Here is a 22,515-nt window from a genome sequence, read left to right on the forward strand (position 1 = left end):
ATAACATCTTGATTGTTGATTTCGTTATATTCTTAATTATGAGAAATTACATTATTTCCCCTCTTTCCAATAAAAATTTGTGTTAGACTTAATTGGAAAATATTTGGTCTGGAGGGTTTGCATTGAATCGCATTAATTTCTTTCTCTTTTTAATTTTGTCCGCCTTATTCATATCTGCTTGTGGCAAAGCAGATAACACATCCACAAGTAACTCTAATAAAAAAGAAGAAAGCATTGAAACTAAAGAAAAATTAAACGTAAAGATCACCTTGAATAAAAAAATTAAAGACAATAAAAAAATTCTCATTAGCGGAAAAAGCAATTTACCTAAAGATACAGCATTATCAATTGATCTAAAATGTCCGGAATGTTCAACCTATTATTACGACTTCTCTACTGGTGTAAATGTTAAAGAAGGTGGAATGTTTGATTATGAATTTTCTAATGAAGAAGGCGAGGAGTTTGAAGGAGGGAAGTATATTGCTTATGTAGAAACGTCACCCGAAAATCTGCAAACTGAGGATGTTAGAGCGATTTTTGGAAAAGATGGAGCTAATCTTGTAGGTTCTAATGTTAGCGGTGATACTGATCGAGTAGCTACTGCTGAAATTAATTTTAAAATAAAGAATTCCTCAAAAGTTAAACAAAAAAGTAAGAAAGACAATGCTGCAGAAGTTACTAAAAAGAAGGATGAAGAACTGTCTATTTTGAAAAGTGAGACGGAACATGAAATTGAATCTATTGTAGAGGATAATTACAAGGCTGCCTCAATTGAAAAGATCGAAATTAATCAAGATATGAGTACTGACCAAGATAACAAACTAATCGCTCTTGTTTACCTGTCGTTTGATTTTAAAAATTCTGCTCAAACTTCTTATAACATGGTGGAAATGTTTAGTGATGATTTAGCTTCAAAAATTGGAACTGACAATAACACAATTAACCAAATCGCTGTATTTTGGAAAGTTCCTTATATAGATGAAGATGAAACATTAGCTAAATTCTCATACGAACGTTCAGGAGAACATATGATAATCACTGATAAAGTATCTTCTTTAAGATAACCCTTCGACTTGAAGGGTTTTTTATTTACGCTTATAATCGAACATATATTCTGTTTTTACAGGAGGGTATGCCGTGACGGATCTTGAAAGGAAGCTTTACCGAATCATCTACAACATGAGCCGGTTCCGTAAGAATCCCACGATCAATGAGCTTAAAAGGAAAACGGGTCAGGATGAGTCGACGATTCGTAAGGCGGTTAAAAACTTAGTTTCTCGCAAAGAATTAACGTGGGATAAGGAGAAAAGGGAATGGCGGTTTTAATAAGGGTGTTTCACAGTCTCGTCACAAATGACGGGACTTTTTTTAGTCTATTTTTACCATTTTTATAAAAAGTGTGGAAAATAAACCCTGTTAATTGTTACCATACGGGTGTGGGACAATACTTTTAGGGGGAGGATGTTTAGTATGAACGGTTTATTGCGCAAGCTGAATGTAAAACTTACACTTGTGTTAACACTTATTGTGACTCTTGGAATCACATCTGCTTTTGGTCAGGTATCAGCCAAAGAACAGTGGGACCCTCAAAAACAACAAAGAATTGCACAGGCTATTTTCGAAGCTGCTGCATACAATGAAGTAGATAAAACTTTTTCCTTTGATGAATCCAAAGTTATCAACGCTGGTTTACCAAAGGATATTTCATTAGAGATCAAAAATCATTTAGAATCATTGGCCGGAACTGATGCTGAAAAAGTGTATCAAGATCAATTAGTTGCACAGAAAAAAGGTGAAGTGACAACTATGGTTGCTCCGCTAGTGATATGGGCGGCCAAAGTATTGGCTGGCGCAGGTCTAGCATGGTTAGGTAAAAAGCTTTTAGATATGGGCGGCCATGAATTTTGCAAACGTTACAAGAACGAAAATAAAACAACTAAGTATGTTTGCAAATTCCTTTAATTTTTGAAAGGAAGTGGTTTAATTGAGAAAAACAAATTGGTTTCTGTCTGTGTTTATAACTGCTTTAATCTCCTTTGTAATTCAATCGGGATTAAGTAAATTTGGTGTTATTAACCTGTCCAATATTTGGGCAGACTTAGTTAGTTGGATTATAATTTTCTTTGTCGTTTTCATTGGCGTTGAAGCATCTTTTAGGACGATCAATAAAATGAAGCATCGAACTGAATAAAGACAAACAAAAAAGCCCCTCCAATAAGGAGGGGCTTCTCTGTTTACTTCAAGAGTGCTTCGAGTTTTGCTTTAGTCTTTGGACCATAGATGCCGTCTGGGGTTAACCCATGCATCATTTGAAATCGAGACACTGCATTCGCAGTCTTGGGTCCGTAGTACCCATCGATTCCATTGTTGATCGCTCCTTTATCAGGATAGAAATAGAGTGCTGCTAGTGCTTCTTGGATTCTCCTTACAGCGTCCCCTTTCATCAAAGGTGCTTTTACCTTAAAGATACCTGTTGGGAGCTTGTACACCTTCTTAGATGCTTTTTTCTTAGGCGTTGTTGCTGAGGTTGTTTTCTTAGGCTCAGAAGATGAAGTTTTTCCAACAATCGCCTTTAACTCTTTTTCAATGGCCGCTTTAAATGAGTTCCATCTACCTTCACCAAGGATACGGTGCGGACAATACTTCCCATTCCAGTCTTGATGCTTGCGTACTCGATCAACACCCCAACCACGTTCTTTCAGTAACTGCGCCACGAATTGAATGGCCAGCTTTTCCGCAGCTTTGTATCTAGCACCGCCAGACTCACTATAACAAATTTCAATCGCAATGGACTTGCGGTTACCAGTACCATTTGTACCATCACCTGAATGCCACGCATTGCGATCTAACGGAATAGCTTGAATCACCTCTTCATCGTCCACTGCAAAATGGTAACTCGTCGAACTTGTGTTATTGATCATATAGTTAATTTCATTTTCAGCTGCTGCGTCATTCGCTGTATTGTGGATTGTAATGTATTCCGCATTCATTACATTTGGACATTTTAAACCGTATCTGCTGGATGGAACCATTTTCTTTTTCACTTTGATTGCCATTCTTATCTACTCCTTAATTTGTTTTTATATAGAAAAAAGCCGCCGATTACTCAGCAGCTTTCTTTTCTGATTCTTCTTTTTGGCTGTCAGACTCGATCACATGAAGACGGTCTGTAATGGAAGCCGGAATTTTAACGCCGATCTGTGCAAGGTTCTCTACGATAGACAACCCTTCGTTTGCAATATAAAAAAGCACTGTCCCAAAGGTCAGCACTCCATTTAAACCCATAATCTGATCAATGATGTTAGCCACAATCACGACAACAAAACTAAGCATTTTCCGCACGTAACCGAACCATGCTGTACGACTGCGTAGCTTGCCGATCTTCCATGCTTTAATGATTCCTGTCAACACGTCGATGACACTCAACAGCAAGAGCAAGTCCAGAAATTTCACTCCACCAAATAAGTATGTCTTCGCTAAATCTAAAGTTTCAAAGTTAATAAACAATTTTATATCCCCCATTCATTTGTCACCTCCTTTCGAAGGCAAAATAAAAAGCACCTGTTAAGATGCTGTTGAACCTAAATCCACTGAGACAGCTGGCTTGTCAAACTTCAAACCTGTTATCTCTTCAAACTCTTCTTTTGTAATTACTTTCAATGAAACGTATTCCCTCATAATTTCCGGTGTATAAACGCCCCAATCCCAAAACACTTTTATATCGGCCGACGTTGGGTAGATCATGATGCCCCGCCTTTCTGCAACTGCGAAAACTGCAATGTAAGGAGAGCGACTTGTTTTTTTAGCATCATTACATCATCTGGTGGCGGTGGATCAGGCTGCAAACTATCAATGTATTCTTTAGTTGCTGCCTCAAACCATTCTTCTTTTTGAGGATCATACTTTGCAATAAATAGCCCATCTGGCGGTTGTTTATCTGTATAGCCTTTAGGTATTGCTTCTCCGTTATCTACATCTATTAAAATATCTTTGCCTGCTTGCCAAATGTAATTTTCATCATATTTATAAACCCAGATCATATTCGCACCTCCCATGCTTACTTTGCTTTAAAACGGAAACCAAACGTAATAAATTCATTGGGATTTACCGTATTAGAACAAGATTGAACGCAAACCCGACCGTCAGTGCCTATATAGGTTCGGTGATATTGCGGTACTCCTGGTGTTCCTACGCTTGATGCTACTCCAATAAAGTGCATGGATTGCAATGGTAAATATCCATCAAGCAATGTAAATGCCTCGACATCATTACCTATCACCCCACCAGTAATAGATCCAATTATCTCCACCACGCCAAAAGCATCTTTTGTGTAGCGTAACGTGTGCGGAAAGCCGTCTGATGATACATATTGCTTCCATCCTTTTGACAATGATGGTGTTTTCCAAGTGACTACGGCATCTCCGTCTGTTATGAGACGTTTCCAACCTCGAAAGCCTTGTGCATGGAACGTGCCAATCCAAGTCATATTATCAAATGACCTTGTGGCAATAATCCGTTTGTAATTAACTTCATTTTGCACATATGATGTTTCTAAAACTTCAATGTAATAGAAGCTGGAATCATTCTCTACTGGAAGATTTAACAGATTTGCTCCCATATAAAAACCTGTAGGCAGTAAAAAAATATCAGTACCGTTTGGCAACCTTGCAACTTTACCGTCGTTAGGTGTAAGCCTGTGCAGCTGGCCGTTATTCCAGCTACTTTTTTCTGATTCTGTTACGTGAATCTTTTTGTTTTCAAAGTGTGGATCGACATATTCTTGCGACTTTTTCAAGGCTGCATTTGCTTTATCTTGAGCGCCGTCGGGTGTCTCTGCATATTCATTCGTATATTTCTTAGCTGCCGCAAGTGCTGCATCTACTTTAGACTGCGCGCCTTCTTTTGTTTCGATTTTCTCTAGGTCATCAAACTTGACCCTCAGATCTTCAATTGTTTGTATAGACTCTTCGTAAAGCTCATTTATCTTAGCTCTTAAAGCCTCGAACTCGTCCACATAATACTCAGTGATCGGCACAATATCTTGATCTATAAGTGACTTAGATATATTGAAAGAGAACTGATGAACAGACATAGATTGATCATTCGTATAGTACAAATTTAATTCAGCTTGTACTATACCGTAGTGCTTGATCTCTTGATCTGACAAAACGTACTCGGCGTGACCGTTCACTCTATCAACTATCGTTACGTCTCGAATGAATCGGCTGCCGTCGGCCATAACTAATACAAGTTTTCCTGTGACAGCTGCTAGGGGCAGTGGTACTCCATCTTTCGTGAGCTTGAATATGAGCCTTGCTGTCTGACGATCCTGCGTCCAAAAATTTATACTGGTTGATATGCTTGAACTGGTATATGCGTTTACATCAAAATCAAGTGGACCGTTCTTGCGAATCATGTTATCACCTCTCTCATGTTACATTCTCGATTGTTTTAATTGGATCGACACTATCATCTTTTAAACTGCCTTCTGCGCCAGCTCCTTTAAGCCTGTTCCCAAAATGCTGAATCCGTGAACATTTGCTAGTCAAATACATTGCATACCTGCATTTCTTTCCTTTGACAGTCACAAATTTAACCGAAGAATCTTCTACACCATCCATCAAGATGACCCCGTAATATGGATTTGAAGAGGAAGTGCGCTTTCCCGCATTGTTGATATTAGCTCCGTCAATATCAATGCTTTTTGAGTCTCCAGAAACTGATATTCCTGAATACCCCACTTCATCTAGTCGCGTGCGGTTAATGCTGACGTTTTCGCATCCAAACTCCACTCGAATACCGTTTCCTTCAATATTTTTTCCAATGCTCAGATCAACTTGTCCATTCTTACAACGAGTCAGTAAAACCCCATGATGTCCTACATTATTAAACTCGTTGTCTGAAACAGTGAAGCCTACTACGTCAGATAGATGAATAGCATGCTTTACTTTAACGCCATCTATAAAGTTTCCATTAATTTTTACATCCTCGATTGTTTGATAACCTTTACGTCCATAAACTTGTATTGCATGACGGTCTTTTACGTTAATAAAAGTATTTTTTGAAACAATGTGCCTTTTCACTTTATTGACTCGATTTGTAGGATTCCCATTCTTATCTTGCGTATATTTCGATGTAACGGCCGGAAGTAGCAACCTTACACCAGACGCACAATTTAAAAAGGTGTTCCCTTCAATTAAAACATCTTCCCACTTGTTTCCCGAGATAGCCCATTCAGTTGTATCTTCCACAACGTTAAATAGAAATTTGATATTTTTATACCAAAATCCATCTGTGCTTGTATGTGAATCCATCGCACGTGCATAGCCGCCTAGCTTATCTGATTTACTGAAATGGCACCTTTGAACGATTATATTTTCAGAAGGGGTATTGTCATAGCTACCAAATGCCCCAAAGTTTTCAGAAGATCTCATAAGATCCAATTGAATAGCTGCTGAAAACCACCTATCGCCCTTATAATCTGCAAATCCAGAGAATTTGACATCATCTATCAATACGTTTTTGTTACCAGCGCAGTCTATGCCGTGTCCACCACATACATCACGTATGCTAATCCCTTTGATAACTATTCCATCTGCGTGAGCAAATCCTAAAACAGAACACTGTTCCTTATATTCATCACCAGCGCTATCAAACATCCCCTGACCGTCAATCAGCAAATTCCCATGTCCCTCATAGCCTTTGGTTTGATCGTCTTTGTCACCATTTACAAGCATTGACCCTATAAAGCCGCGCCGTATAACTGCACCAGCCTGTAAGGTCAAATGAGTATTTTTATAGATGCGGGCTGTCTCCATCAGCTTGTAATTACCAGGAGGAACGACAATATGCACAGGATATAATTTCGCAAGACTTAGTGCAGCCTTAAATCCAGATGTAAAACTCCCGTATTTCTTGATGAATTTTTTGAGATTAAGAGAAACCGCAGCATCTTCTATTTCCTGCTCAAGAATTTGAAAGTCATAGTCCAATCTGTCTTTTGCGGTGGGATGAATGGATGCATCCCTAGCGACACGAATATCTACGACTTCCTTTACGTCTTTTCCATCATGATTCAATACAAGATTGATAATCCTAGACCATAAGTTGTCTATACGATTTGCAACTGAATACAAACCGTGTTTGATTTGATTTGACGTATGAGCAATATCACTTGTTTTATGTCGTTTCAAATCATCTTCATTCTGATTCAAATGATTTTCTATAGACTGCATATCCTCTCGCAGCTGCTCTGCGTATTTCGAGTTTCGTCTAGTGTCATAGTCCTTTCTAAGCCTCACCATGTTCTCACTCTCCTTTTTTGGCAAAAATAAAAAGACCCTATCTAAGCGTCTTGAGCATGTCGTTTATATATCGTTGTAAATTTTTCATTTTCTTCACTTGATCTACATTAATACGCTGAATGTCCTTGCGGAAGTTCGCAAATGTTATCGTTGGGCTGCTATACGGATTGAGAGGGTTATGCTGAAATGATACAACCCTTAGATCATCCTCAAAGGTTATTCCATCTGCAGTATCCGCAATAACATGGATTGTGTCACCTAACCAAAAATCTTGTTCAATTTCAAGCAATTTCGGCTCATAGATTTTTTGGAATTCTACTTCCACAGTCATTTCTGGGTAAGGGTTAACATGCTTCTTTAACGCAGAAATAATGCTGCTAGATTTTTTGTACCTCTCGTCTTTAATTGGCTCCGCCCAACGTGGTTTACCTTCAATGAGAAATTTATCTTCATCGGGATGAATGTAAAGAACTGGCTCAAAAACATACTCAGGCTCTTTCTCTTCATCTTTTTTCACTTCTTTTTCATCTTCTGTTGTTTTGCCATCAACTTTTGAGTCAGAATCGGAATCTATTTCTTTTTGTGCGCCGTATCCCCACGCACGAGTAGTACAATTTTGGGAATCTGTCGTTATAGTGATACCTGGCATGTTATAACGACTATCAAGCACAAAGTCTATTTCTTGTCCCATCTTTTTGTAAACATGGATTTTGTAATTATCTACGTCTAACTCTATGTCATAATCTTCAATGATTTCATCCAGAAGCTCTGTGGAATTTTTTTCACCGAAGTTTTCTTGTTCCGCAGAAGAAATTTCATCATCTTTTGCATGAATGACATATTTGAAATCAGTTCCTTTGAGGGCAATATCTAGCGCTTCTTTAATGCTTAACTTCTTAGAAACTGTTTTTTCAATTCTGTTATTAATCAACAGGACAGTGAAGATGTGCGCAGCTGTAACCGTTTTTGTCAGCATTCCATTTTCTTGATGAAGACTCACGTTGGTAATATAGTATTTTTGATGATTATATTTCTTTTCATCGAGGTATAAAATGTTATCCACCACTAACAACTCAAACTCTGCAGCATTTTCCTGTGTACGAACTAACGAGAATGTAAACGATTTTTTACCTGTTGTATCAACTGTGAAATCAACTGACGCACCTGTGATTTCTATGACTTCCTTTCCATCCTTGCTTGAAACATGCAGCTGCGGGAAATCCACATCAGACGGTAAATTTTGATTGAGTGGTATGTCTATCCCATCGTATTCCCTGCTTGGGTAATCAGGACCAGTCGGTGTTTCTGGTTCACTCGGTTCTTCTGGTAGATCATCCAAATTATCATATTGTGTGAGCTTGTAAGTAAAAATGATGCTGTTTAATTTTGTAGCATAATTGATATCAGTCGCATAACCACCCTTTGCAACAGCAGCTGTAGCTTTTTGGTAGTCTTTTTCACCGACCACATCTTTATAACGACTCAAACGTGTGTATAGACTTCCTAGATCAGCAAGGCTCTCTGCATATGATGGATACTTTCTAAAGCGCGCTTTTACTCTCGTTTCATTGCCGTTCTTGTCCTGTTCTTTGGTCCACATTAATAAATATTTTCCGTTATAAGTCCCTTTGACTCCAAAGAGGTTGTTGGCTTGCTGAGATAGATCACTAGCGCCGAATCCACTTTCAAGGCAGCCTTGAGCGATGACAAGGCTTGCGAGTACATTGTACTTTTTTTGGACCCTTTGCGCTCCCGGTGCTAATTTTTTGATAAAGTCAACCGCAGCCATGTCATCCCTCCTTATGCATAGTAGAACCTTGTGTCAAAAACAATTTCAATATCACTTGCGTTCTGTATTTCAAAATCGTTTCGGCCGATATCAAGTGAGGGGAGCCTGCCAGATGTCTTTAGACGTTTTTTATTTGCGACGGTGTACTGTTTAATAAAAGAAACTTCCCTTGATTTAGATAGTTCATCTTCAATTTTCAATTGCTCCCCCGTTGTATGATTGATGATGGTTACACCTTTTCCCTTGGCTTTCAACGTCACTTGGTAATCATGTCTAAGTGGATTGATGCTGAAGTCCCCAATGTTGTAGATGCTGAACGTTTTTTTGTTTTTGAATGAATACTCTAGATCGTCACGCATCTCGATATTCATTCCGGGACTCCATCTTTCACCCTCAAAAGTTTGAGGATTTAGTGATGTACTTTTCGATTCAGCAGCACCCAAAACATCGGTGAATTCAACGCTAAAAACAACATGGTTCTTTTCTTTTTCCTTCGGAGTAGTGAAATTCCCCTCACACGTCACTAAAAACCTTCTGTTCGGAAGCAGGTCACATGAGATGTAGTATGGGAACGGTTTAACTAATAAAGCATATAGTTCACTTCTATAACTGTAGAAATTTTCAGCAATGATTGAGTTCATATATATTTCAAGCTGAATCTGTCTTTCTTTGTACCTCACATCCCGCGGATGTTGTGGCAATACAATACCGTTAATTCGTTGTAATGACACCGTCTCAAATTCTACGATTGGTGAGGCAGGTGTCAGGCTTAACGGATGGAAATGAGGAAGCAAGTCATTTAGACTTTGCTCACCTAATCCATTGTTAAAATCAATATATAACTCCATTACCTCACCCCACTCATAAATGCTTCTTTTCTAAAACGTTCACCTGTCGTTTGATCTAGCTTTCGACCATCCATGTAGTTGTTGCTATCTTTTGAGATTAATTGTTCAAAGCCTTTTTGCATCATCATTAATCCTTGAGACAGCAGGTCTATTTGTTGAGCCATAAGACCAATTTGCTTGTTTTGGTTCTCGATCATCTGTCTCATATCAGATCCATCTTGCTGCCTGCTCTGAGACTTGTCTCGTTTATTACTGATGCGATCAAGCATTTGTAAAGCAGTGGAGATCATGCCCTCCCCAAAACTAGGCACTCCAAGCTCTTTGCCGAGATTAGAATACAGCTGTAAAGAGCGCTTACGGTACTTTGGCTCAGTCGTGATAGCATATTCTCGCCAGCCATTTTCCCCTAATTGAGCGATCTGATGATTGTCAATCACACCACCAGATGCATAACCGATGTAAGGGCCACCGCGCGCCATAGACTTTAATCCCGGATGGTTATAGATACCGCCATAACGCTTGTTAAGATAGTTAATTGCAGCAACAATTTGATGAACTGGATGTTTGATGTTTCCATATCCGGGCTTTTTGTAAGCAGCAAATGTGCTTGGTATGAATTGCATAAGCCCTTGTGATGGATGACCAGCTCTGGCGTTGCTATCCCATCGGTTAACTAAGGTCGGGTTTCCACTTGATTCCTTCATAGCAATTGTTTCAAGAGCCTTTGCATATGAAGGGGAAATTCCCGTGATGCTGATGGCTTGTGCAACCCACTTTTTGACTGCAGCACTACCCCCTACACCTTTGAATGATCCTCCTTCTCCTCCAAAATCACCTAACGATTTTGTTAGAAATCCTAAAGCACCTTTTTGAATTGTCTTTAAAATACCTGTTCCAAGTCCGTCTATCCCTTTACCAGTTTTAAACGGAATGAGACCGCCAAATATATTGCTGATAATTCTCTTTGGACCAGCCATCACAAGGTCAAAGATATCTGATCCAAAATCTTTCACCTTACCGACTACTTCACCAGCTTTTTTAACGCCCTTTTTAAAGAAATCACCAACACCGCCTGCGTAACCCGGCAAACCCTGCGAAGTTATTTTTTTAGTCTGGTCATGTGGCAAAACCGATGTTCCGCGCGGCAAATCCCAAATTTGAGGACCGCCAACACCGACCATGTATGTTCCGATACCAGGAGTGTGAGCTAATTCATAGCCTTCTTCACCTACAAGCGCGCGGCCACCCGGATGATAGTCTGTTCCTTTGGCGTAAGAATGCTTTGCTCCATCCTTTTCTCCCCCATATCCTTTAGGTTTCCATGTTGGGATAGTTTTTAAGTTCATGAATTCAAGAACTTTATTAATACCGCCAGTAATGGTATTGACCACCCCTGCTAAATCCACAAGAAACGTATCCCAAGCGCCGAGAACTTCACCAGTCTCCCAATCAACTTGCTCGATATGTCCTGCAGCCTGTTTTTTCGCTTCTTTTACAACGCCCTTATGACTTTTTTCAGCTTCATTTATTGTTTTTTCTTTTTGTTTTTCCGCTGCTTTTACCGTAGCATCATGTTCTTTTTGGCTAATAGTGCCTTTGACGTAACGCTGGTCATCTGCAGCTTTTACAACAGCGTTGTATTGTTTTTCAGCATTACTAATAACTTTGTCTTTTGCTGATTTACTATTTTTAACTGTCGCGGCTGCTTGTTTGGCCGACAAAGTAGATGATTCTTCTTTTAACTTTTTAGAAATGAGTGTTTGCTCATCCTTGCTTTTTGTAAGAGCCGTTTCGACTTCTTTACTCATCTTTTGGGTGATACCCTTGACTTCATCCCATTCTTTTTGAGTGAGAGAGCGATGTTCTTTTGCTGCTTTGTCATATATTTTTTTGACTCGACTCTCGTACTTTTCTATTTGCTTCTGCTTCTTTTCATTCCCTGTTTTGATTTTATTGAGGATGTTTTCCTCATCTTTCTTCTTAAGTGAATTATTCTTTGAATAGAAATCTCCTAAAACGTCAAGAGACTTGTCAGCACTATCTTGATAGCCTTTTTTTATGGTGTCAGCCATTTTTGAAAATCGCTTATTCATGTTGTCAGCTATCTTATCCGTGATCTTCGTTTGATTGAGATAAAGGCTATTTAATTTCGCATTGGCTTTTGTCTCCATATCCGAATAAGCATTTACAGCTTTCGAAGTGGATTCAGACACTTTATCGCCAAAATCTATTGTTGCTGGTAAGACACGTTTTTGCAGGTTGTCATAATATTTAAACCCTGCTTCGCCTAGAAGCGTGACACCCGTTATTAACATACCTACAGGACCACCAAGCACAGATAAGCCGCCTCTAAGCAAACTCACAACACCTGCACCTTTTTTAAGGATGTTAAACAGGCCAAAACCGCCCTTTGCAAGTTTCATAAAACCGCCTGCGCTTTTCACGGCGTTTATCCCAGTCATAACAATACCTTTACCGAATTTAAGTATCTCAGGAAGAAAAGAGAGTGCAAGACCTCCAATCATACCCATTGGCCCGCCAAACATCATTAAACCGCCGCCGGCGATTCGAGACGCGCCGCCAAGTCCACGCACTGTCCTTGATGTTCTTGTGGCCGTTTGATTTAGACGGCCCATACGTGTAGTCGCTAGACCAGTGTTTTGTTGTAAACGGCCCATACGAGTGGACATAACGGCCGTTGATGCTGCAGCTGTGTTAATACCTGTCGCCGCTGTTCTTGAAGCTACACCCGCAGCAGTAACTTGTGTCGTGTATACTCCTAGACTTGCTGATGATCCTCTGACAGTTCCCGTTAAATAGGTACCTGCAGTTCGCAACACTCGCCATCCCTCTGCCATTCGGGGAATTAGGCTCAATAGTAATAAAGAAGCCCCACCTAAAAGGCTGAAAGCTGTTACGGCTGCACCAGTAACGGCAATAGTTCCCATAACAGATGGTGGCAGATGATCAAACCAGTTTACGACTTTCGTTAATCCATCTACCACTTTACGGGCTGTAGGGATAAATTGATTTCCTAATGAAATAACTGCGTTATTTACCGCAGAACGCAGGTATTCAACAGATCCCGCTAGGTTGTCCATTTGGTCTTTTGCAACTTTTTCAGCTATACCACCACTGTTTTCTATTTCTTTTGTGAATTTGTCGATCTTATCACCACCTGCATGAAGCAAAGTGATAAAACCAGATAAAGCATGCTGACCAGCCAATTGCTTTGCAATACGAATTTTTTCAGTTTCCGTATAGTTTTTCGTCTTTTCGTTAATCTGATCTATGATGTTTGATAAAGGTTTCATGCGGCCGTTTGCGTCAGTAATACTCAGGCCAAGCTCGTGTATTGCGTTACCAGCTGGCTTCGGAGGTGCCGCAAGCCTTGTTAATGTGGATCGTAATGCGGTACCTGCCATATCTGCCTTGATTCCACTGTTCGCCATGATACCCGTTGCGGCCGCTAACTCTTCCATGCTGACACCTGCTGTTTTCGCAGCTGGCCCAGCATATTTCATGGTCTGGCCAATCTGCTGCAATGTCGCATTTGAGTTCGTGAACGTGTAGGTCATGGCGTCCGCCACACGGTTTGTATCTTCGGCAGCAATATGGAATTCTGTGAGGATGTCAGATACAATATCCGCTGTTACACCTAAATCTGTTTGCCCTGCTGCCGCAGTAGCAAGCAAGCCCGGCATGGCACCAATAATGTTATTTGTCTTATAACCAGCCATTGCAAGGTATTGCATTCCTTCGGCAACCTGTCCGTCTGTGAATTGTGTCGTAGCCCCCAAATGACGCGCCGTTTCCGTGAGACGGCCCATCTCGTCATTCGATGCATTCGCCACAGCACCGACCCTGCTCATAGCCTTTTCAAAGTCTGCGGCCACTTTGACAGCTCCGCCTATTGCGACGGTACCTGCTACACCGATACCTGTTAATGCCTTCCCTGCCATTCCCGCAGCAGAGTAGACAGATTGTAACTCTTCTGATACTTCCCCAGCGTTCTTCTTAAAAACAGAAAAAACACCAGCTGCTTTATTGCCGGTGCTTTGCAAATGCTCAAATTCTTTAGATACATCTCGTAATTCTTTTTCTAGCTTTTGATGAACAGCGATGGAGTCGTTCAGTTTGCGGGCATGTATTTGTGTTTCTCGCGCATCACGGCCCTTTTCTCTGACAAGTTGTTCATATCGTTTTCGATGTTCCTGAACAATTCGACCTTGAAGGCGATATTTGTTGTTAAGTCCCTCTACTTGTGATTGTAATTGCTTTGATTTATCACCAGTATTTTTATAAATGGCCGCAGATGCCTTCATTTCAGAGTTGGTCAATCTCAATTGCCTTTGAAGCCCTGTTATACCTCTATTAAAACCCGAATCATCCAGATTGACCTTAGCGACCATATTGCCAATTGCTTGAGTCATTTATGTACCACCCCGCTTTCCTGACGAAGATTTCAAGACTTAGAATATTTGATCAATCGTAACTTCTTTTGTTTTGCTTGATTCAGCGTTCAATTCTAAGAAATGATAAATATCCATTTCATCAATTTCTTTCATTCTCCACCCCTGTTCTAGGAGTTGTTTATAAATATTCTGCATTTGGTTTATTGCTCGCTCGTAGCTCCAGTCTCCGTCGGTTGCAAAAAATCAGGATCTTCTTCATCAATTTTTTTATAACCCACTACTTCGGCCAACACGCGACTGATTTCAGCAGAAATTTCAAATGACTGTAATCCTTCAACAAATTCATCATAAGTAAACTGTTTTCCAAAAATATCAACCATGAATTTAATCTGTTCTTCTAATACTTTGATGCTTTTTTCCAAGTCCTCCGCAGTATCCTCGGCCTTTTTATTCAAACGCAAAGCATCTAGAAGTGTTTTAGCACTTGTGCGTGGCGCTACATAGGTTTTTTCTTTTTGTTCTGCATCGGACCATAATTTGATAGTGATTCTTTTCTGAGTCATAGTGATTCCCCTTATTTTTTATTTTCCAATTAAAAAAGAGAGCTTTTCAGCCCTCTAAGCACCTTTTCCAATATCAACACTGCTGCTGTTTTCTGTTTCGTCTTTGTATACATCACCAAAAACCGATTTATAAAAGGCATCAAGATTAAAGTTTTCTGCATCTTCATCTGTGACCACTTTAAAAAGATCGTCCTGCTCACGATCAACAAATTCCGCAGACAGTTTAATGGTTTGGAAATCTGTCTTATCTTCTTTTGTCTTCCACTCATCGCCCGGAAGAGAAAAACGCCCTTTTACTAAACCGACATGACGAGACTTCCCGTTTGCCTTTGGACCTTCAAACGTCATTGCGACCCATGGTGGGGTAATGTTCTTTTTGAACAAGTACAACCCATTTTTGTCCTGTTCGATTCCTAGCAGCTTCGCAAGAATTTCCATAGGAAGATCCCGCATTTCAATTTCTAGCTTTGTAGAACCAGTTGAAACCACTAAATCGACCAGCTTGTTATCTGCATACTGCTTCTCGGTTGACGTCTCAGTTTCCACCTTCATATTGATTGCATATTCATATCTTAAAATTTCAGTAGGCACAAAGAATTTACCTTTCTTTTGCAGTGGTGCAAACTGAACATTTTCCAACCCGGTTACTGAACTGTACTCAGCCATAGTTAGCCTCCTAGTATTATATTTTTTTCAAAACGATACCCTTTTCTTATCAATCTCTCTTTCTCTAAAAAGTCATTGATGGGTATAGTGGGCGCAAAATCTAAACGTTCCATCACATCCCCGATTGCAGCCATGATAGGTTGCGGATCGGCATTGTGATAAACATCTATTTGATAGGTTGCACTATCTTGTATGGGCCTGTTATCAGCCCATTTGATTGGTTTGTAGTTGATTTCTTGCAGCACAACATACGGCGGACTCGACTTTGTACCCTCTGGGACCGCAAGCTCATAGATGTCAGCTTTGTCTATTAAAGACAAAAGCGCTGGATCATTCTCCAACGCTTCAAAAATGGCATTCTTGCAAGTATCTGCACGCCTTATTAAATTTTGATTGATCATAGTTTACTCAGCGCCTGTCGATATTTTTCTGCTACTCTTCGTATGGCCTCATCCCATTTTGCATCAACAGTTCTTGTAAAGAATTTTTGCGCAGGCTGATGTAATGTACCGAATTCAGGGAAATGAATTCTCCAATGAGTATCCTTCCTCGACTTAGATTTCGGCCAACCAACCGCCACGTACTTCATCCCGTCTCCATCAGTACGAAGCCGCGTAATATCAAGATCATCTTGCATGTGTTTCTGGGCTTTGTCGGACCTTGGTGTGTTTGGGTGAAGTTCATCTTTTATGACTGTTGCACCAGCTGTAAGAGCTTCTTTATGCATCTTGCTGACCTTTCTTTGCATGTTTCCAATGGCGTTTTCTAATTCCTCTAAGCCATCGATTTGTAAATTAAACATCACTTCACCGCCTTTGCCCTAACTGTGAGGAAATGAAGCCTTGAATGATTCGGTAATATAGACTCAATTTCGTAGGTTTTCCCTTTGAATAAGATCCTCATATGATCGTCAATATCTTCCCTGTGGCGAATGGTGAATTTGATTGTATGTTCTTTTTGAATGGCAGCTGCAGCATAATATTCAGCGCCATTTAATCCCTCTGCTTTGGCCCAGCATTCAACCACGGTTTCCCAACCGTTGTCACCATCGACAGGTAAACGAGTCTTTTCTTTTTTCTGCTGAAATTGGATGCGGTGTCTCATGTCATTCAGCATCTTTTTCACCGTCCACAACCAAGTATTTGAGTTGATTGACCATTGTTGTGAGCACCCCATCAAGATTCGAGGTCGTTCCTGATATTTGCCTATTCTCATACCAATGAGTTGTAAATGACATGACCGCCAGCTCTGCTTGTGCTAAATTGTTAGGAAATTTTAGACCCGTTGCATTCGTGATGTACTCCTTTGCTGCAGCAATGAAATGTAAAATCAAATCATCCTCCGCATCACCATCAATGCGAAGGTATTTTTTTGCTTTTTCAAGCTCTTTTTCTTTTTGCTCTGCCTCAGTCATCCGGCATCACCTTTATTCAGATTTTGGGTTTTCTATTGCTTCGACTTTTTCTTGAAGGTCAGTGATCATTTTCTGTACTTCTGAATTGATATTGTCCCACTTGACACTCCCTTTACCGATTGTCCGGGAATTAACTGAACCATCACCTAAATGTTCATTTTTAATTGAGCCAGTCTCAATTACTGCAGCATCACCCTTATCACCTTTCGGCCCCTGCTCTCCTTGATCCCCTTTTTCACCTTTTGGACCTTGAGGACCTTGTTCACCAGGATCACCTTTCAATCCCTTAACAATAAGAGGGTTTTCTTCGCTGTTGTCTCTGATAGAAACAGGCGTGATAGGTTTACCGTCAGGCCCAGCCTCTGCAGATGTGAATACTCCGTTACTTTCATTTAAAAAATCTTTAGCCATGATAGATCAATTCCTTTCAATTTTTCTTATTTCCCAGCGTCTACGGACTTATCTTCAGAAGGTGTTTCAACTTCTGCTTCTTCACCAACAACTAAATCAGTAACAATAACTGCGGCTTCTGGATCAATAACTTTTCCGTCAAATCGTTCAATACCTCTGAAATATGTTTGATCAGTTAGATATGCATCTGCACCGATATCAGTTGATTTGATCTCGAATTTTTGGCGATCAAACATAAAGTATGCATTTTTAAAATCACCGAATAGAATATGAGTTTTTTGTTTATCGTCTGTGACAATCTCGTCATACACTTCAACAGGTCTTCCGAATAAAAGAAAGCTGTCCTCATTGCGTGGGTCCTCTGCTAAGATTCCGCGGCCGTTTTTATCTTCAATGTTTGCAAGCGTTTCAAATGCTTCTGTATTCATAACCCACTTAGCATTTCTTCGGTAACCCTTTTTAAGTTGATTTTTGACTTTCCTCAAAAATTTAATAGTGATAAGTGAAGGTGCCTTGAGAGTTTTATATTTTTTGCTTGAGATAATTCCTTCTATGTTTTTGTCTCCACCTTTTCCATAGAAGACTTCCTCATTTTCAGTTACAGTTGCGCATTCAGAAAGCCATTCTACAATTTCTCTTGTGAAATTAAGAAAAGAATCATCAAGCAATTCAGCTGAAATAGGTAAAAATCCAGCGAATTTCTTAACGTTGTATTGGATTTCTTCAAACTCCATACTTTTGAGCTCTTTAATTGCCTCTTTTTCCCCAATGTTATATAGCTTTCCAGCAGTACCTTTTCTTACTGGATAAGTGCCAGATGGTGATTTTTTTGGCACAATGCGAACTAGATTACGAACAGAATTTAATTCTTGAATGGACTTAATAATCTGTTTCGAAATGTCATCCGGTACTGTGTATCCACCATCCTTATCACTGCTAGATGAAAGCTGTCTATTTTCTTTTAAGACTTCCTGCAGCATTTTTCTTTCTTCGTTACCTAATTCATCATCACGTCCAGTCAATACCTTGAACCATGCATTTCTATATTCTTGCGTTCCTGTTAAGCTGCGTTCTTCATCAGAAGAACCAGATTCAGGATCTCTTTTCTGTTCCGGGACATGATGTCGGTCTTCAATTTCTGGTGCAGCGAGTTCTCTTTCCTCAGACATCATTTCAATTCTTTTTTGCAGAGCCTTTGCTTCATCAAGCATAGAGCGTGCTTCTTCATCTTTTCCTTCACTTATTAAATTCCTAGCTTCTTGCTTTTTCTGCGTGAACTGCTGGCGCAATTGACGTTCCTCTTTACTCATCGTTACTGGCATAGATTTTCCTCCTTGATTTTGAGCATAAAAAAAGACCCACTATATAGTCAGGTCTAATAAGTCTAGTTCCAGCTCAATCCTCTTATTTGATGTGTTTTTTTGTCTTTTTAAAACTTCTACTTTTTCTAGACTTCTTTCTCCTACAACAGCTTCCGTATCGCTATATGCAGGAGTTGTCACAAGTGAAATGTCAAAAATGCGATTGATTCGATTAATTCGGCGCTCATATAACTTTTCTTCTTCATTTCTTGTCCATTCATCAGGTTCTTCATCACCTGAATGATCAAGAGAAAACGAAAAAGAACATTGATTGATGACGCCTGCTCTCAAATTCTTCATCAAATCTTGTCCATAAGTGGTGTCTGTTGGCTCAAATCTAAATTTCAGCCCTATTGCATCAACAGTTAATTGGAGACTACCAGCTCCCGTTGAAACAGTGTTTCTTGCTAATGGATAATCAATTTTATGATTAAATAAAGCAATTACATTGGACATATCTGCTTCGTCCAACGCTCCACGGCTGATGATTTCCTTAAACCACCCAAGACGCTCAGACCATTTTTCAAATTTAAGGGCATACCCCTCAACATATTCACTTTTGCTTTCATCATCAAGTGACCTAACTTCAATTTCCGTCGTTAGCTGTCTGATTTCCTTCGGCATTATTCGGATCACCTCCTTTATGGCCTGCTTTAGCCATCTGATATTGATCTAACATATCTAAGAAAGTGTAATTCAGTGAAACTAAGTGTCTGTCCCCATCAGGAATAGCATTCTTTGACTCAAGGGCACGAATTTCATTTATATTCATAGCTCCAATTCGTTCCATAATTTCATAGAATTCAGCTCTTGATTTTGAATCACCGCGCAATTCACTATTAACATTAAATTGAACATATAGCCCTTGCCTTATTTCAGCATCAGTAAACAGTTTTGTATTGATTTCTTGTTCAAAGGAAACGATCCACGGCTGTAAAGTGTTCTTCACATATTCTATAGATTGATGTTCGATATTACTAAATGTAGCGCGATCCAATTCGTTTATTTTATGAAGGGGAACTTTGAATATGGAAGCAATTTGAGCCTTATTGAATTTCATAGACTCTACAAATTCGGCATCTTTTAGAGGCATTGATATAGATTGATAGTCGAGACCAGCATCGACAATCGCAATGCTTTCTCCCGCATTTACTCTCATCCATTCTTTTCTTGCAACCTCTTTTGCCTCTGGTTGTAACAGGGTTGGGATTTTCAAAATACCTCTTGGTGTTGCATCATTTTTATACAATTTCGCGTTAAACTTTGTTGCGGCAGATTGAGCACCAATATTTTCTCTTGCAACCCGAATTGGACTGAGACCTACTATCCCATCTTCCGTCATTCCTTTAAAGTGCAGAACTTCCTCCGCATGTAATTCAGCTCGTTTGTTATTGATTATTGTTTCGTACCACAACTCCCCTGTTTTTGGATCAAGATAAGGATGTGTATTCGCTGGATTAAGAGGGATTAATGTTTTGATATCACCCGTTTTATCTGAAAGAATCAAAGAATATGCATTTCCCCACATACAAACATGCGTCATCATTAATTTTTTCCAAGTAAAAGCTGTCATATATTGATTGGGCTTTAAATAGAGCAATTTAAAAACAGGATGGTCACGCTCTCCTGAAATATTCTCTCCCAGCCTCCTAAACATATGGACAGATAGTTTTGCTATATCATCTGACAAAACATTGATACAAGAAAAAACATCAGGATTTTTTAACGAGGTCGATTCACTCACTTTCTCCCCGCTTGCCGTTTTACCACCACCGAAAATATCAAACACCCATTGCGGGACTTGTGACATGCCCCAGCCACTGTCTGAATCTGCTGATCTCTTAGAAAACATACCTTCTAATAACAATTAATCACCTCCTTCGGCTCATTAAAATTGCTGTAAATATAAAAAAACCACCAGTCACTAAAAGACCGATGATTTCATGTATTTTATAAGCTGCTATAGTAATAAAGATTGCCCCGGCAAAAAATACTAGGTCATTTAATATTGAGTACAGAAAAATCATAACTTGCTTAATGATATTTTTCATTAGAATGAAAAGCCTCCTGACAAAATATACTCATTCAAATCTAAATGATCATCATTTTGACTAGCTCTCACATGAGCGTTTATAAGTGCAGCTGCTGGATCAATACGTTGTGACGACTTTGATTTATCAAGCATGATATTCTCCTGCGCGTCAATCTTTGTGACGGCATTCCCCATCGCCCACGTCAATAGATCATTGTTGTCATGGATTAATTTTCGCGCTTTAGCTTTCTCACGTAAATCTTTGGTCGGCTCAGATAAGGTTTGCACCCCTTGCCTGATCTCGATCATGACATATCCATCAGCTTCCATCTGCTGCGCAAACTGCGTTGCGTTATATGGATCATATCCAATCTCTTTGATTTTCCATCCTTTATCCTTTTCCATTTTCTTGATGTACGCACGAATATAATCATAGTCAACGACAGCACCATCAGTAAGAGTTAACCAACCTTTTTTGACCCACAAATCATACGGTACCTTGTCAGTTTTCATCCTTTCATGAAAAGTATCTTCTGGCATAAAGCCATGCGCTGTAACATAATACATCCCATTTTCGAGTGGAAATTCAAAACTGGCAGCTGTTAAATCAATACGTTTTGATAGGTCAATCCCTGCATAACATTCCTTACCTTTTAAATCTGGTAGACCTTCACTCACCCCGCAATCAGACCATGCCTGCATATCCATATATCCGTTTGATCGCATGTTCACCCAAATATCCATATTTTTGGTGAGGAAATCTCGCATTTTTTCCGGTACATTCAAAGCCATTTCCAAACGCCGTCTTAAATAATTTATGCCAAACTCGTGTTTTGCAAGTATCGGATTTGCTTTTTCCCATTTACTCTCGTCTTTAATATCATCATCTGCATCTAACTCATTAATCATTGCAAAGTAATGGTCATTTTTCTCTACCATATTTGGATCTAAAAGACGAGAAGCAAAATTGTACTCGACACGGTAAGCAGGATTATTCAATTCAGGTCCAGCAGTTGTGATAATTACCATTAACGGTTGTGATCTTGCTCCCATACCCGATTCAATAACATCATATATTTCTGATGTTGGATGAGCATGATATTCATCAATAATTCCACATTGAGGGTTAAATCCATCTCCGGTTTTCCCGGCATCTTTTGCAAGTGGTGTGATAATTGATTTTGTTTTAATATGTTCAATTGTCCCATATGCTACCTTATATTTTTTTGATGGTTTATTGAGAAGGTCGCTACCCTCAATTTGAGCATTTATTTCTTTCCAGCAAATCTTAGCCTGCTCTTTTTTGGTTGCACCTATATAAACCTCCGACATACTTTCTCCAAGCGCCATTGCTTCATATGATCCAACAGTTGCTAAGCTTTGAGTCTTTGCATTTTTACGGCCAACTTGCCAATACACAGTTGTAAAACGGCGAATATCGGTATCTTTGTGGACCCATCCATAGACATTGCCAAAAATGAAAATCTGAATAGGATCAGGATCAATATTTTCACCTGCTAATGGTCCTTTGGTATGTTTAAATTGAGTCATCCAAAAAAGAAATCTGCGGGCCTTTTCTTCATCGAATACATATGGAAACTCTTCTTTTCCTTCTCGTTCAACATCATTCAAAAAACGCTGACAGGCCCAAATGTGTTTTTGACAAGCTACAATTTTCCCTTGTAGAACATCATTTGAGTAATCAATCATAA

General features: G+C 39.5%; 24 protein-coding genes. 3 read left to right on the forward strand and 21 right to left on the reverse strand.

Annotation, left to right across the window (positions count from 1 at the left end; genetic code table 11):
• Positions 1-122: 122 nt before the first annotated feature.
• The 3 genes from BA79_RS18720 to BA79_RS06975 all read left to right on the forward strand — a co-directional run bounded on the left by BA79_RS18720 (position 123) and on the right by BA79_RS06975 (position 1,962).
• Entirely contained in the window at positions 123-1,064 is a 942-nt protein-coding gene (locus tag BA79_RS18720) for a hypothetical protein (RefSeq protein WP_051626181.1), read from the forward strand.
• Positions 1,065-1,137: 73 nt separating this feature from the next.
• Positions 1,138-1,326: a hypothetical protein gene (locus BA79_RS06970; protein WP_035701814.1), complete on the forward strand. Its 189-nt coding sequence runs from the start codon at positions 1,138-1,140 to the stop codon at positions 1,324-1,326.
• Positions 1,327-1,470: 144 nt separating this feature from the next.
• Positions 1,471-1,962, forward strand: a complete 492-nt coding sequence (locus BA79_RS06975) for a hypothetical protein (protein WP_035701815.1) — start codon at positions 1,471-1,473, stop codon at positions 1,960-1,962.
• Positions 1,963-2,234: 272 nt separating this feature from the next.
• On the opposite strand, the gene BA79_RS06985 is transcribed toward BA79_RS06975, so the two are convergent.
• The 21 genes from BA79_RS06985 to BA79_RS07085 all read right to left on the reverse strand — a co-directional run bounded on the left by BA79_RS06985 (position 2,235) and on the right by BA79_RS07085 (position 22,513).
• Positions 2,235-3,056 (reverse strand): peptidoglycan recognition protein family protein, encoded by an 822-nt coding sequence (locus BA79_RS06985; RefSeq protein ID WP_035701820.1) that lies wholly within the window; start codon positions 3,054-3,056, stop codon positions 2,235-2,237.
• 46 nt (positions 3,057-3,102) lie between these two features.
• Entirely contained in the window at positions 3,103-3,522 is a 420-nt protein-coding gene (locus BA79_RS06990) for a phage holin family protein (RefSeq protein ID WP_035701821.1), read from the reverse strand.
• A 42-nt stretch (positions 3,523-3,564) separates the two neighbouring features.
• Positions 3,565-3,744, reverse strand: coding sequence for an XkdX family protein (locus BA79_RS06995; RefSeq protein WP_035701823.1), 180 nt, complete (start codon positions 3,742-3,744; stop codon positions 3,565-3,567).
• Entirely contained in the window at positions 3,741-4,040 is a 300-nt protein-coding gene (locus BA79_RS07000) for a hypothetical protein (protein ID WP_035701826.1), read from the reverse strand. Before BA79_RS07000 ends, BA79_RS06995 begins: the two co-directional genes overlap by 4 nt.
• 17 nt (positions 4,041-4,057) lie before the next feature.
• Positions 4,058-5,416, reverse strand: a complete 1,359-nt coding sequence (locus tag BA79_RS07005; protein WP_035701829.1) for a BppU family phage baseplate upper protein — start codon at positions 5,414-5,416, stop codon at positions 4,058-4,060.
• Between the two features lie 13 nt (positions 5,417-5,429).
• The gene (locus tag BA79_RS07010) at positions 5,430-7,304 is read right to left on the reverse strand and encodes a right-handed parallel beta-helix repeat-containing protein (RefSeq protein ID WP_035701832.1); all 1,875 of its coding nucleotides are present in this window, start codon (positions 7,302-7,304) and stop codon (positions 5,430-5,432) included.
• Between the two features lie 37 nt (positions 7,305-7,341).
• Positions 7,342-9,093 (reverse strand): phage tail protein, encoded by a 1,752-nt coding sequence (locus tag BA79_RS07015; RefSeq protein ID WP_035701835.1) that lies wholly within the window; start codon positions 9,091-9,093, stop codon positions 7,342-7,344.
• Between the two features lie 11 nt (positions 9,094-9,104).
• Complete coding sequence (locus tag BA79_RS07020; protein ID WP_035701838.1) at positions 9,105-9,941, reverse strand: phage tail domain-containing protein; 837 nt, start codon at positions 9,939-9,941, stop codon at positions 9,105-9,107.
• A complete protein-coding gene (locus tag BA79_RS07025) occupies positions 9,941-14,374 on the reverse strand; it encodes a phage tail tape measure protein (protein WP_035701841.1) in 4,434 nt (1,477 codons plus the stop codon). Before BA79_RS07025 ends, BA79_RS07020 begins: the two co-directional genes overlap by 1 nt.
• A 182-nt stretch (positions 14,375-14,556) precedes the next feature.
• A complete protein-coding gene (gpG, locus tag BA79_RS07030) occupies positions 14,557-14,919 on the reverse strand; it encodes a phage tail assembly chaperone G (RefSeq protein WP_035701843.1) in 363 nt (120 codons plus the stop codon).
• 54 nt (positions 14,920-14,973) lie between these two features.
• Complete coding sequence (locus tag BA79_RS07035) at positions 14,974-15,585, reverse strand: major tail protein (RefSeq protein WP_035701845.1); 612 nt, start codon at positions 15,583-15,585, stop codon at positions 14,974-14,976.
• Between the two features lie 2 nt (positions 15,586-15,587).
• Entirely contained in the window at positions 15,588-15,986 is a 399-nt protein-coding gene (gene gp17, locus BA79_RS07040; protein ID WP_035701848.1) for a tail completion protein gp17, read from the reverse strand.
• Positions 15,983-16,387, reverse strand: coding sequence for an HK97-gp10 family putative phage morphogenesis protein (locus tag BA79_RS07045; RefSeq protein WP_035701851.1), 405 nt, complete (start codon positions 16,385-16,387; stop codon positions 15,983-15,985). The genes gp17 and BA79_RS07045 overlap by 4 nt, the downstream gene beginning before the upstream one ends.
• Entirely contained in the window at positions 16,387-16,701 is a 315-nt protein-coding gene (locus tag BA79_RS07050) for a phage head closure protein (RefSeq protein WP_035701854.1), read from the reverse strand. Before BA79_RS07050 ends, BA79_RS07045 begins: the two co-directional genes overlap by 1 nt.
• Entirely contained in the window at positions 16,691-16,999 is a 309-nt protein-coding gene (locus tag BA79_RS07055; RefSeq protein ID WP_035701857.1) for a head-tail connector protein, read from the reverse strand. Before BA79_RS07055 ends, BA79_RS07050 begins: the two co-directional genes overlap by 11 nt.
• Before the next feature lie 12 nt (positions 17,000-17,011).
• Complete coding sequence (locus BA79_RS07060) at positions 17,012-17,410, reverse strand: collagen-like protein (RefSeq protein WP_035701860.1); 399 nt, start codon at positions 17,408-17,410, stop codon at positions 17,012-17,014.
• A 26-nt stretch (positions 17,411-17,436) separates the two neighbouring features.
• Positions 17,437-18,732 carry a phage major capsid protein gene (locus BA79_RS07065; protein WP_035701863.1) on the reverse strand — a complete coding sequence of 432 codons (1,296 nt, stop codon included), beginning with the start codon at positions 18,730-18,732 and terminating at the stop codon, positions 17,437-17,439.
• A 39-nt stretch (positions 18,733-18,771) separates the two neighbouring features.
• Positions 18,772-19,395 (reverse strand): HK97 family phage prohead protease, encoded by a 624-nt coding sequence (locus BA79_RS07070; RefSeq protein WP_035701867.1) that lies wholly within the window; start codon positions 19,393-19,395, stop codon positions 18,772-18,774.
• Positions 19,358-20,638: a phage portal protein gene (locus BA79_RS07075; RefSeq protein WP_035701868.1), complete on the reverse strand. Its 1,281-nt coding sequence runs from the start codon at positions 20,636-20,638 to the stop codon at positions 19,358-19,360. Before BA79_RS07075 ends, BA79_RS07070 begins: the two co-directional genes overlap by 38 nt.
• 4 nt (positions 20,639-20,642) lie before the next feature.
• Complete coding sequence (locus tag BA79_RS07080; RefSeq protein ID WP_035701870.1) at positions 20,643-20,822, reverse strand: hypothetical protein; 180 nt, start codon at positions 20,820-20,822, stop codon at positions 20,643-20,645.
• Positions 20,822-22,513: a terminase large subunit gene (locus BA79_RS07085; RefSeq protein ID WP_035702173.1), complete on the reverse strand. Its 1,692-nt coding sequence runs from the start codon at positions 22,511-22,513 to the stop codon at positions 20,822-20,824. Before BA79_RS07085 ends, BA79_RS07080 begins: the two co-directional genes overlap by 1 nt.
• Positions 22,514-22,515: the final 2 nt, after the last annotated feature.

It is taken from the genome of Bacillus altitudinis 41KF2b (assembly GCF_000691145.1).
Lineage (GTDB): Bacteria > Bacillota > Bacilli > Bacillales > Bacillaceae > Bacillus > Bacillus altitudinis.